General features: G+C 63.6%; 15 protein-coding genes and 1 tRNA gene. 6 read left to right on the top strand and 10 right to left on the bottom strand.

Going from position 1 to position 11,475, the window contains the following annotated elements; translation table 11 throughout:
* The 4 genes from FJ423_RS29095 to FJ423_RS29080 form a co-directional block, all read right to left on the bottom strand.
* The coding region (locus FJ423_RS29095) for a cytidine deaminase (RefSeq protein ID WP_140846329.1) at positions 1-195 on the bottom strand (195 nt) is incomplete at its 3' end.
* A gap of 77 nt (positions 196-272) precedes the next feature.
* Positions 273-1,244, bottom strand: a complete 972-nt coding sequence (locus FJ423_RS29090; protein ID WP_140846328.1) for an ABC transporter permease — start codon at positions 1,242-1,244, stop codon at positions 273-275.
* A gap of 1 nt (position 1,245) precedes the next feature.
* Entirely contained in the window at positions 1,246-2,385 is a 1,140-nt protein-coding gene (locus FJ423_RS29085) for an ABC transporter permease (protein ID WP_140846327.1), read from the bottom strand.
* Positions 2,382-3,914 carry an ABC transporter ATP-binding protein gene (locus FJ423_RS29080; RefSeq protein WP_140846326.1) on the bottom strand — a complete coding sequence of 511 codons (1,533 nt, stop codon included), beginning with the start codon at positions 3,912-3,914 and terminating at the stop codon, positions 2,382-2,384. The genes FJ423_RS29085 and FJ423_RS29080 overlap by 4 nt, the downstream gene beginning before the upstream one ends.
* Positions 3,915-4,167: 253 nt before the next feature.
* Here FJ423_RS29080 and FJ423_RS29075 point away from each other — a divergent pair, with 253 nt between their 5' ends.
* The gene (locus FJ423_RS29075) at positions 4,168-4,377 is read left to right on the top strand and encodes a SlyX family protein (RefSeq protein ID WP_140846325.1); all 210 of its coding nucleotides are present in this window, start codon (positions 4,168-4,170) and stop codon (positions 4,375-4,377) included.
* A gap of 22 nt (positions 4,378-4,399) precedes the next feature.
* Positions 4,400-4,801: a hypothetical protein gene (locus FJ423_RS29070; RefSeq protein WP_095766258.1), complete on the top strand. Its 402-nt coding sequence runs from the start codon at positions 4,400-4,402 to the stop codon at positions 4,799-4,801.
* Here FJ423_RS29070 and FJ423_RS29065 read toward each other — a convergent pair.
* From FJ423_RS29065 to FJ423_RS29050, 4 genes are all read right to left on the bottom strand, one after another.
* Positions 4,796-5,251, bottom strand: a complete 456-nt coding sequence (locus FJ423_RS29065) for a GNAT family N-acetyltransferase (protein WP_140846324.1) — start codon at positions 5,249-5,251, stop codon at positions 4,796-4,798. The two genes, FJ423_RS29070 and FJ423_RS29065, sit on opposite strands and share 6 nt — an antisense overlap.
* Positions 5,252-5,318: 67 nt before the next feature.
* Complete coding sequence (locus FJ423_RS29060) at positions 5,319-6,308, bottom strand: BMP family ABC transporter substrate-binding protein (protein ID WP_095766256.1); 990 nt, start codon at positions 6,306-6,308, stop codon at positions 5,319-5,321.
* Between the two features lie 224 nt (positions 6,309-6,532).
* Positions 6,533-6,859 carry a hypothetical protein gene (locus FJ423_RS29055; RefSeq protein WP_140846323.1) on the bottom strand — a complete coding sequence of 109 codons (327 nt, stop codon included), beginning with the start codon at positions 6,857-6,859 and terminating at the stop codon, positions 6,533-6,535.
* An 84-nt stretch (positions 6,860-6,943) separates the two neighbouring features.
* Positions 6,944-7,645, bottom strand: a complete 702-nt coding sequence (locus FJ423_RS29050) for a DUF2569 family protein (protein ID WP_140846322.1) — start codon at positions 7,643-7,645, stop codon at positions 6,944-6,946.
* 454 nt (positions 7,646-8,099) lie between these two features.
* Here FJ423_RS29050 and FJ423_RS29045 point away from each other — a divergent pair.
* A tRNA-Ser gene (locus FJ423_RS29045) sits at positions 8,100-8,189 on the top strand.
* Between the two features lie 17 nt (positions 8,190-8,206).
* Here FJ423_RS29045 and FJ423_RS29040 read toward each other — a convergent pair.
* Positions 8,207-8,437, bottom strand: coding sequence for a KTSC domain-containing protein (locus tag FJ423_RS29040; protein WP_140846321.1), 231 nt, complete (start codon positions 8,435-8,437; stop codon positions 8,207-8,209).
* 95 nt (positions 8,438-8,532) lie between these two features.
* Between FJ423_RS29040 and FJ423_RS29035 the strand changes: the two genes are divergently transcribed.
* From FJ423_RS29035 to FJ423_RS29025, 3 genes are all read left to right on the top strand, one after another.
* The gene (locus FJ423_RS29035; RefSeq protein WP_181174938.1) at positions 8,533-9,144 is read left to right on the top strand and encodes an alpha-ketoglutarate-dependent dioxygenase AlkB; all 612 of its coding nucleotides are present in this window, start codon (positions 8,533-8,535) and stop codon (positions 9,142-9,144) included.
* A gap of 83 nt (positions 9,145-9,227) precedes the next feature.
* Positions 9,228-9,623, top strand: a complete 396-nt coding sequence (locus tag FJ423_RS29030; protein WP_095766251.1) for a hypothetical protein — start codon at positions 9,228-9,230, stop codon at positions 9,621-9,623.
* A 79-nt stretch (positions 9,624-9,702) separates the two neighbouring features.
* A complete protein-coding gene (locus FJ423_RS29025) occupies positions 9,703-10,893 on the top strand; it encodes an NADH-quinone oxidoreductase subunit D (protein ID WP_140846319.1) in 1,191 nt (396 codons plus the stop codon).
* A gap of 77 nt (positions 10,894-10,970) precedes the next feature.
* On the opposite strand, the gene FJ423_RS29020 is transcribed toward FJ423_RS29025, so the two are convergent.
* Entirely contained in the window at positions 10,971-11,405 is a 435-nt protein-coding gene (locus FJ423_RS29020; protein WP_095766690.1) for a hypothetical protein, read from the bottom strand.
* Positions 11,406-11,475: the final 70 nt, after the last annotated feature.

The following is an 11,475-nucleotide window of genomic DNA, read 5'->3' as shown; positions in this document are numbered from 1 at the left end:
GCCGCCCATGATGTAATGGCCGAGCGCCGTCGTCTCGGCGCACCAGCCTTCCGGATAGGATGCCACCTCGATATTGGCGCCGGTGAAGACGCGCCCGTCCTCGGTACGCAGCGCTGCCCCCACAGGGAACTTCGAATAGGGCGCATAGGCCTTTGCCATCGCCGTCTTCGCCGCCTCGAAAAGATCATGCGACATCCGGTTCTTCTCTCCCACGATCTTGTTCAAATACCGGTCGCCGCCGCACGAAAATCCCGCCCCAGCATTCTCCGAGCTCAGCGTTCCTTCACATAGGGCACGCCGCCGGCGCGCGGCGGGATGGCTTTGCCGATGAAGCCGGCGAGCAGGATGACGGTCAGCACATAGGGCAGCGCCTGCATGAACTGCACCGGCACCTTGCCGATGATCGGCAGCGGTGAGCCCTGCAGGCGAATGGCCGCAGCATCGAGGAAGCCGAACAACAGGCAGGCGAACATAGCGTTGACCGGCTTCCATTTGGCGAAGATGAGCGCGGCCAGCGCAATATAGCCCTTGCCCGCAGTCATGTCCTTCACGAAGCCGCCATTCTGCACCATGGAAAGATACGCGCCGGCGACGCCGGTGAGGATGCCGGTGCAGATCAGCGCGCGGTAGCGCAGCCAGGCGACCGAGATGCCGGCCGTGTCGACCGCGGCCGGGTTTTCGCCGACCGCGCGCATCCTGAGACCGAAGCGGGTGCGAAACAGCACCCACCAGGTGAACGGCACCATGGCGAAGGCGAAATAGACCAGGATCGAATGGCCGGAGATCAGCTCGGCATAGATCGGGCCGATGATCGGCACGTCCTTGATCGCCTCGGCGCCGGGCCAGACGATCGCCTCGAAGCGTTCGGCCGGCTGCAGCGCCGGCGTGCGCCCGCCCTGCTGGAACCAGGCCTGGCCAAGGATGATGGTCGATCCGGCAGCGATGAAATTGATCGCCACGCCGGAGACGATCTGGTTGCCGCGATGCGTGATCGAGGCGAAGCCGTGCACCAGGGCGAAAGCGACCGAGATCAGGACCGCCGTGCCGAGGCCGATCAGCGCCGAATGGAAGACGGCGGCGGCCGATGCGCCGGCAAAGGCGCCGACCAGCATCTTGCCTTCCAGCCCGATGTCGAAGATGCCGGCCCGTTCCGAATAAAGACCGGCCAGGCAGGCGAGCAGCAGCGGCACCGAAAGGCGGATGGTCGAATCCAGCACCTGGATGATGGCGTTGAACATGTCCATCTCAGGCCCCCTTACGGTTCACTGCCTGCATGCCGACCGATTTCGGGCTGACCGAGGCGAACAGCGCCTGGATGTAAGGCCTGAACATGTGTTCGAGCGCGCCGGCGAACAGGATGACCAGCCCCTGGATGATGACGATCATGTCGCGGCTGATCGCCGGCATCTCGAAGGCAAGCTCTGCGCCGCCCTGGTAGAGCATGCCAAAAAGGATCGCCGCCAGGACGATGCCGACCGGATGCAGCCTGCCCATCAACGCAACCGCGATGCCGACATAACCGGCACCGGACACGAAATCGATCGCGACATTATGCTGGTCGCCCATCACCGGGTTGAGCGCCATCATACCGGCCAGCGCGCCCGAGATCATCATCGCGGTGATGATGATGCGGGTTTCCGATATGCCGGCGTAGCGCGCCGCCTTCGGGCTGTGGCCATAGGTGCGCATCTCATAGCCGAGCCTGGTGCGCCAGATCAAAAGCCAGACCAGGAAGGCCATGACCAGCGCCAGCAGGAAGCAGATGTTGAGGGGTGCGGAACGGATCTTGGCGCCGAACAATTCGATGATCCAGTTGAGCTTCGGCAGCTCGGCGCCGGCGAGGAAATTGCGCGTCTGCGGCGCCTGCGAGCCGGCCGGCTTCAGCGCACCGACCAAGAGATAGACCATCACCGAGGCGGCGATGAAGTTGAACATGATGGTGGTGATGACGATGTGCGAGCCGCGCTTGGCCTGCAGATAGGCGGGGATCAGCCCCCACAGCGCACCGAACGCCGCCGCGGCTACGATCGCGATCGGAAAGATCGCCCACCAGGGCAGTACGCTGTCGAGACTCAGGCAAACGAGCGCGATGCCGAGGCCGCCTATATAGGCCTGGCCCTCGGTGCCGATGTTGAACAGGCTGCAATGCGCCGCCACCGCCACCGACAGCCCGGTGAAGATGAAGGTCGTGGCGTAGAAGAGCGTGAAGGCGATGCCCGTGCCCTTGCCGAAGGCGCCTTCGACCAGGATGACGGCGGCACGGAACGGATTTTCGCCGACCAGCATGACGACGAAGCCGGCAACGATGAAGGCAACCGCCAGGTTGATCAGCGGAATCAACCCATAATCGGCCCAGGCAGGCAGCTTGGCGTAAGGCGTGCTCATTCGGCGGCCTCCTGGTGCTCGACGCCGGCCATCAGCAGGCCGAGCTCGCCTTCGGTCGCGTCAGGGCCGCGCTCGCCGACGACACGGCCGGCGAACATCACCAGGATGCGGTCGGACAGCGAGCGGATCTCGTCGAGCTCGACCGAGACCACCAGCACCGCCTTGCCCTGGTCGCGCATGGCGATCAGCCGCTTGTGGATGAATTCGATGGCGCCGACATCGACGCCGCGCGTCGGCTGGCCGACGATCAGCACGCCCGGATCCTGCTCCATCTCCCTGGCCAGCACGATCTTCTGCTGATTGCCGCCGGAGAAATTGGCTGTTTTCAGCCGCGGATTGCCCGGGCGGATGTCGTATTTCTCGATCTTGTCCTTCGCGTCGGCCATGATGGCATCGACGTCGAGGAACGGCCCCTTCAGATAGCGCTCGTCGTCGTGGTAGCCGAGGATCGAATTCTCGTTCTCCTCGAAGGCGAGCACCAGCCCGACATGGTGGCGGTCCTCCGGCACGTGGGCAAGCCCACGGTCGCGCAATTCGCCGGGATCGGCCTTGCCGGTGAGATCGATCGGCTTGCCTTCCAGCATCACCTCGCCGGAAACCGCATGCCTTATGCCGGAGATTGCCTCCAGCAGTTCGGACTGGCCGTTGCCGGCCACGCCGGCGATGCCGACGATCTCGCCGCCGCGCACGTCGAAGGAGACGTTGTCGACCATGGTGACGCCGCGCGAATCCTTCACCGTCAGGTTCTTGACCGAGAGTTTTACGGCGCCAGCGTCCGACTGGCCCTTCTCGACCCGCAGAAGCACGCGCCGGCCGACCATCAGCTCGGCCAGTTCGCCGACCGTGGTCTCCTTCGTCACCCGGGTCGCCACCATCGTGCCCTGGCGCATCACCGAAACCGTGTCGGTGATCGCCATGATCTCGCGCAGCTTGTGCGTGATGAGCACGATGGTTTTTCCTTGATCCTTCAATTGCTTGAGGATGCGGAAGAGGTGGTCGGCCTCGGCCGGCGTCAACACTCCCGTCGGCTCGTCGAGGATCAGGATCTCGGCGCCGCGGTAGAGCGCCTTGAGGATTTCGACACGCTGCTGCAGGCCGACCGGCAGCTCTTCGATGACGGCGTCGGGATCGACCTCGAGCCCGTATTCGCGCTCCAGCCGGTCGAGTTCCGAGCGCGCTTTGGCGATGCTGCTCTTCAGCAGCACATCGTTTTCGGCGCCGAGGATAACGTTCTCCAGCACCGTGAAATTGTCGACCAGCATGAAATGCTGATGCACCATGCCGATGCCGAGTGCGATGGCGTCGTTGGAGGTGTTGATCGACACCGGCTTGCCGCCGACGTGGATCTCGCCGCTGTCGGCCTGGTAGAAGCCGTAGAGGATCGACATCAGCGTCGATTTGCCGGCGCCGTTTTCGCCGACGATGCCGTGGATGGTGCCGCGCGCCACTTCCAGGTTGATATCGCGGTTGGCGCGCACTGCGCCAAAGCTCTTGTTGATGCCTATGAGCTCGATTGCGGCTTGCGCCATGCAGCCTGTTCCCACTGTTATTTTTTATCGCTTGGTCAAAAGGCCTAGCATGATGCCCCGCTTATGCCAATCGGCCGTTCACTCTCGACAAATCGCCGCGCCCTTGTCAATTTCGAAGCTGAGCAAGTTCCGCAAAACTGTCCACGGTTTTGCGATCAGAACCTGCGAGAACCAACAGGGCCTAAGCAGATATTCGGGCATCCCACGAATATCTGCTTGGGTGGAGGCTTCACATTCGAAGGGTCGGTTTTGCATGGCCATGCCTGACGATCGGTTGACGGCGCTGGAAATCCGCGCCGCCGAGCAGGAAAAGACCATCGAGGAACTGTCCGGCCAGATCGCCGAACAGTGGAAGGTGATCGAGCGCATGGAGCGCAAGCTCGCAGCCCTCGCCGACCGTTTCCTGGAATTGGAGGAGCAGACCGCCTCCGACGTGCCGGTGACCAAGCCGCCGCATTGGTGAGAAGCCATGGGGAAAGACGGCCATGTCCAGTGAAAGCGACAATGTCGCCAGGGCCGGCGATTATGTCTTTGGCCTGATGAACGACAGGGAACGCGCCCGCGCCGAGCGCGACCTCGAGATTGATCCCGCCTTTCGCGACACGGTGCTGCGGCTGGCCGAGCGCTTGCGCGCCTTCGATCCCGCGGCACCTGAAGGGCGCGACAATCGCTGGGAGCTGGTCACGCAGCGCCTTGCCGAATTGCCGCAGATGCAGGCACGGCTCGCCGGCATTGCCGCCGAGGCCGAACCGCCGCCGCCGATGATCCACCGGCTCGAGCGCAAGCCCTATCGCGTCGGCCTCCATCCGCGCGGCAGGCTTGGCTTTGTTATTGTGCTTGCCCTGCTGGCCGCCTTTGCGCTCGGCTATCTCGCCGGCACGCTATAGCTCATGCGACATGAGAAGCATCGGCGCGCCGTCCTGCTCGAAGGTCTCGACCGCCGTCCATCCAAGCGCCTCGTAGAAGCCGCGCGCCTGCCAGGTGTAGAGATAGAGCTTGCCGATACCGGCCGAGACAGCATGAGCCTCAACGGTTCTGACCAGCGCCGTGCCAACGCCGCTGCCGCGATATCCATCCTCGACGATCAGCCCGGCCAGCCATGGCGAGAAGTCGTGCGGCGAACTGATTTCGCTGCGGACGAGCAGGCAGCTCCCGATCGGCCGGCCACGGTCGCGCGCAACGAAGGCTGCCTCGGAGCCGTCGCCGGCAATCAACCCGCGCAACCCGGCCATGTCCTCGTCGAGTGTCCGGTCCGTGCCTTCGAAGAAAGCCGCGAGGCGAAGCCCCGCGATTGCTTCGACGTCGCCTTCAGCCATGGCCTCGATCGTCGGCCGCATCGTTCCCTCTCCAAAGCGAAACCGCCGGGCGTTGGCCCGGCGGTTCAAACCTTGCTTCAGCCGCAGATCAATACGGGCAGGCGTTGTCGGTGGTGTAGTCGTGCACCTGGACCTTGCCCGAGATGATGTCGGCCTTGGCCTTTTCGACGGCCGCCTTCATCTCATCGGTCACCAGCGCCTTGTTGTTGTCGTCCATGGCGTAGTCGACGCCGCCTTCCTTGAGGCCGAGATTTTCGACGCCGCCTTTGAAGGTGCCGTTCTTGCCGTCCATGAAGGCATTGTAGACGGCGACGTCGACGCGCTTCAGCATCGAGGTCAGCACCTTGCCGGGCTGCAGGCCGTTCTGGTTGGAATCGACGCCGATGCCGAGCTTGCCCGCATCCGCCGCCGCCTGGAGCACGCCGACGCCGGTGCCGCCGGCAGCCGCGTAAACCACGTCGGCGCCCTGGTCGATCTGCGTCTTTGCGATCTCGCCGCCCTTGGCCGGGTCGTTCCATGCGGCCGGCGTGTCGCCGGTCATATTCTGGATGACGTCCGTCGCGCCGGCCGACTTGGCGCCGCCGACATAGCCGCATTCGAACTTGCGGATCAGCGGGATGTCCATGCCGCCGACGAAGCCGACCTTCTTCGACTTCGACGCCATCGCCGCCAGGATGCCGACGAGGTAGGAGCCTTCATTCTCCTTGAACACCAGCGAGCGGACATTGGGCAGGTCGACGGCATCGTCGATGATGGCGAAGTTGAGATCGGTATATTCGGCCGCGACCTTCTTCAGCGCGTCCTCCCAGGCAAAGCCGGCCATGACGATCGGGTTGCGGCCGTCCTCGGCGAAGCGGCGCAGCGCCTGCTCGCGCTGCGAGGCGTTGGAGACCTCGAATTCGACATAGGCGATGCCGGTCTCGGCCTTGAACTTCTCCGCGCCATGATAGGCGGCCTCGTTGAAGGATTTGTCGAACTTGCCGCCCAGATCATAGAGGATGGCCGGCTGGACATCCGCGGCGAAAGCCGGAAGAACCATTGCGGTTGCGGCCAGAAGGCCGAGAACGATACGTTTCATGTGATCCACACCCTGTCGGTTATTTTTCCGTTATGCGCCGCCTGCCCGCCCGGTTCTCCGGCAGGCTTGCGGTGCCAGGCAGGAAGTGTTTTGCCCCTCCCGCTCGCGGTCAATCTGGCACGGCGCGAAATAAAATTCACGTGGAATTTTGACCTGTTGGAAAAAGCGGTTACCGGCGATTTCGCCGTGGCCGTCCGTCCGCAACAGCGTCAAAACAAGAGCCTTCAGGGACTTGGGGCGAATTCCGCGCCGCGGCGCTTGCGCCGGTAGCCGATGGCGTAGAGCAGGAAGGCCAGCACCGCGAAAACAGCAAAACCTGGTTGTGCGAGCACCCATGCGACGGCGCCGTCCCAGACCAGCGGGCTTGCCTTGGCGCGCACGAAAGTCTCGAAGGCCGCACGGGTATCGGGCGAGACCGCGAGCCAGCTTGCATTGAGCGGCGTCAGCACCAGCGAGGAGGCTGCGACCGAGCGTGTCGTATCGATCACCGCCATGATCACCGAGATCGACAGCGCAACCATGGCTGCCAGCCGAAAGATGAAACGCAACATCGACGCTCTCCCCGGGAACGCTCCCGCCTGCCCCGCAATCGACATAGAGCGTGCGTGGTTTCCGCGCAATCGCGGCCCGTGAAATTAGCGAGCCCGCGCAGGCTTGCGCCGGTTCACCCGCCAGATGGCGAAAATGCCGCCGGCGACCGCGCCGACGATCAGGCCGCCCAGGCCGACAAAAGCCGCGAAAAATCCGCAGGCGCCCTCGAAACAGCTCATATGCGTTAGGTCCGCTATCAGCGAACCGGCGAAGAAACCGGCGCAGGCGCCGATCGCGCCGCCAAGGATGATGCCGAGCAGCGCGGCAAGGATCGAGACGAAGACCGGCGGCCGCTCGGTCTCCGGATTGGCGTAGATCGTCTCGGCGCCGGCCCCGTTGCGCAGCAGGTAAATGCAAAGTAGGCCGATGGCGATCTCGGCGACGGTGAAGCCCAGCGCCTCGGCCGAGAAGACGAAGTCGGACACGAGCAACACATAGGCCTGGCGCACCAGGAGCCAGATGATGATGGCGATCTGCCAGATCGTGTAATGGCGAGGAAAGCGGGCCGACCGGTTGAAGGCAAGGCCAAGCAGGTACAGCCCCCACAGGATGGTGATGACGCCGCCCGTAAGGCCGCCATAGACCAGGAAGAACACGCTGTCGGGCAGGCTGAAGTCGCCGATCAGCCGCCAGGAGGAGATCAGCCCGTAGGCCGACAGCCCCATAACGATGACGAGCCACGCCACCGGGATGAGGGAAAGCCCGCCGTCCGGCCGCCCCGCGGGTTGCTGGTCGATCGATGCCATGTCGGGACGATGCCCCTCGCCCAGGCAATTCCGGGAAAGCCGCCTCGCGGCTTTCCGGCGGGAACTGCAAAACCGAACCTGCAGTTCCAGGGAAAGCTCGCAACCGTCCACCGGGACTGCACGAAACAAAGATTTGGCGCAGTCGACAGCCGGGCGGAGGCGAAGTCAAGCGTCGCCGGCGCGCCGCCATCGGCCTGTGCACATCATTCGAACGCATCGCCCCCCGGACCCGCCTTTGCGCCCATACACGGCAAAAGCCGCGGCAATGCCAATATGGCTTGGCTTTCGCTTTAGGATCGACTAGATGAGCCCCGCGCCTGTTTGCCTAGACGGCTAGCGGTGCCGGGAAGGGTTGCCTGCCGGTTGAGGGCACACCAGATATCCGTTGAGGACTTCCCATGGGAGCATCTCCCCAACCCGCGCGGCAAAACCGGCCGACGCGAGATGCCAAGACGGAGAGGTGGCCGAGTGGTTGAAGGCGCACGCCTGGAAAGTGTGTTTACGGGAAACCGTAACGCGGGTTCGAATCCCGCTCTCTCCGCCATTTAACTTCATTGATTTCTATATTTTTTCGGAGCAGGCCGAGTTTTCATGCTCGACCAGGTGATATCTGAAACGGTCGCGAACGAATTCGTTGAAGAACTGCCCTTTTGAGAAGGCCGCCTTGAAAGCCGTGTAGACCTCGGGTCCTACGTCCTCATAGTCATAGCGTTTGCCGGTCGGGACGAACCATACCGAGAGTACCCGCCTCGACGGATCGTAATGGATAGTCCGGATCGCGGTGGAAGGCATGTGCCGTCTCCTACTTCTAACGCTTAATCCTTCGTGCGCCACGAGGTTCCGCGATGCCGGCTTGCACAAGGGGCCCGATTGCCTATCTGAGCCGCATGACATCATTGAAAAACCGGGCTGCCGGCGACGCTTTCCAGGGCGATCTGTTCGGTGGGCCTGCAAGCCAGCCACCCATGCCCGCAGGCTTCTCCTACCAGCCGGATCTGATTGCCCGCGACGAAGAACACGAGCTGGTCCGTCATATCCGGGGCCTGCCCTTCAAGCCGTTCGATTTCCACGGCCATCTTGCCAACAGGCAGGTCATCGGCTTCGGCTTGCGCTACGATTACGAACGCCGCCAGGTCGTCGAAGCGCCGCCCATACCGGACTTCCTGCTGCCGCTTCGCGCCAAGGTCGCCGCTTTTGCGTGCATCCCCGCAACAGAGTTCGCGCAAGTGCTGATCAACGAATATCGCCCGGGCGCGGGGATAGGCTGGCATCGGGACAAGCCGCATTTCGAGCTGGTCGCCGGCGTTTCCCTGCTGGCGTCCTGCAGCTTCCGGCTGCGCCGCAAGAACGGCGCGGCGTGGGACCGTGAAACGATCGAGGTCGAGCCCAGATCGCTCTACCTCATGGCAGGGCCGGCCAGGCACGAGTGGGAGCACAGCATTCCGCCAGTCGAACGCCATCGCTATTCGGTGACGTTGCGGACAATGCGGGCTCTTTAAGCAGCCGCGCCGGCGATTATCCGGGAACCATCGCCGGGCGCCTGGGTTGTGTCGTCAGGTTTTCCAGATGGAAAGGAAAGACGATGCGCATGTTGACGATGGTCCTGACGCTGTCGGCAATGGCATTGGCGCAACCCGCTTCCGCTCAACGCGCCGATCCGCAGCCGCCGCAAGCGACGCCCCCTGCCCAGGAACCCATCCCCGGCCAGCCGCAGCCCGGCCAGGACGATGCCGCCCAGAACGTCACCAACATCGTCGTGGTGGCGATGGAGGACCTGCCCTCGGAAGTGAAGGCGCAGGCCGAAGCCATAGTCACCAGGACGACCGCCAAGGAACTGGCCAAGCTGCAGAACTCGGTCGACGCCTCGCCCGAGGCGACGTCGGTTCTGCATGCGAACGGACTGAATTCCTCGCAGGTCGTTGCCGCCAACATCGACGGTGACGGCACGCTGACGCTGATCATCCAGACGACGGCTTGACCTTTGGGGGCATGACCCAGCCGAACGGCGGCCGACGGGCTGCGGTTCGCCTTCGATCCTCACTCTTGCGGAGGCCGTCATGACCGAAGCCGCGGTCCGCAACTTCATGCTCAACTTCGGGCCGCAGCACCCGTCGGCGCATGGCGTGCTCAGGCTGGTGCTGGAACTGGACGGCGAGATCGTCGACCGCGCCGATCCGCATATCGGCCTGCTCCATCGCGGCACCGAGAAGCTGATCGAATACAAGAACTATCTGCAGGCCCTGCCTTATTTCGATCGGCTCGACTACGTCGCGCCGATGAACCAGGAGCATGCCTTCTGCCTTGCCGCCGAAAAGCTGCTCGAGCTGTCCGTTCCCCGGCGCGGCCAACTCATCCGCGTGCTGTTTTGCGAGATCGGGCGGCTCTTGTCGCATCTTCTCAACGTCACCACGCAGGCCATGGATATCGGCGCCCTGACGCCGCCGCTATGGGGTTTCGCCGAACGCGAGAAGCTGATGGTGTTTTATGAACGCGCCTCAGGCGCGCGTATGCACGCGAACTATTTCCGCGTCGGCGGCGTCCACCAGGACCTGCCGGAAAAGCTGCTCGACGACATCTGGGATTTCTGCGATCCGTTCCTGAAGGTCTGCGACAATCTCGAGGGCCTGCTCACCGACAACCGCATCTTCAAGCAGCGCAATGTCGATGTCGGCGTGATCTCGCTCGACGACGCCTGGGGCATGGGCTTCTCCGGCCCCATGGTGCGCGGCTCGGGCGCCGCCTGGGATTTGCGCAAGGCGCAGCCCTATGAATGCTATCCCGAAATGGATTTCGACATCCCCATCGGCAAGCACGGCGACTGTTACGATCGCTATCTGGTGCGCATGGAAGAGATGCGCCAGTCGGTGCGGATCATGCGGCAGTGCCTGGAAAAGCTGCGCTCATCCGATGGCCGGGGCCCGGTCGCGGTGCCCAACCAGAAGATCACGCCGCCGCCGCGCGCCACCATGAAGCGCTCGATGGAAGCGACCATCCATCATTTCAAGCTTTATACCGAAGGCCACCGCGTGCCGCCCGGAGAGGTCTATGCCGCGGTCGAGGCGCCGAAAGGCGAGTTCGGCGTCTATCTGGTCTCGGACGGCAGCAACATTCCCTATCGCTGCAAGATACGCGCGCCATCCTTCGCCCATCTCCAGGCGATGGATTTCCTGTCGCGCGGGCACATGGTGGCCGATGTCGCGGCGATCATCGGCTCGCTCGACATCGTGTTCGGCGAGATCGATCGCTGACGCGGAGGAGAGCCCGGCGCCTCTCCTTCGTCTGCGTCAATCAGCGAGCCCGACGCGATCCCGCCGACGGACCCGCTCTAGCGCATGAACACCGCTCTCAGCCACGCAAGAATGCCGGCGCCCGGGGAGATCGCCGCCCGCACGCGCGAGGCCGCCCAGCGGGCCGGCATGTTGGCGCCGACATGGCAATGGCAGACGACTTCATGCAGCTGCCAGTCGCTCATTTCGAAGAAGCGCTTGGCTTCGCCGTAAGTGTCGTCCCGCAGGCCTTGCGCGCGGAAGATCGGATCCTCGAAAGCGATGGTGATCGCCGAGCCGTCGATACGCATTCTTTGGCGCACATCGGCTGAGGCGTATTCGGTGCCCGCCAGCGCCGTGAGGCGGCGGCCGGGATTTTGTTCAAGAAGCTGCGCCCAGCGCTCAAGGCGCTGACCGCGATTGGCGATGAGAGCCGGTGCTTCGGTATGAACGTCGGCAACGGCGTTGATCTGATCAAGGGTTTGGTGCTTCACGGCCGTCTCCTGTGTCGGCAGATGGCCCCCGTCCACAACGGGATTTAAGGCGCCGACCGACGCCGGCAAG

Source organism: Mesorhizobium sp. B2-8-9, assembly GCF_006439475.1.
In the GTDB taxonomy this organism is placed as follows: Bacteria; Pseudomonadota; Alphaproteobacteria; order Rhizobiales; family Rhizobiaceae; genus Mesorhizobium.
The sequence above is the reverse complement of the archived record's forward strand: the minus strand, read 5'-3'. Positions and strand labels throughout refer to the sequence as shown.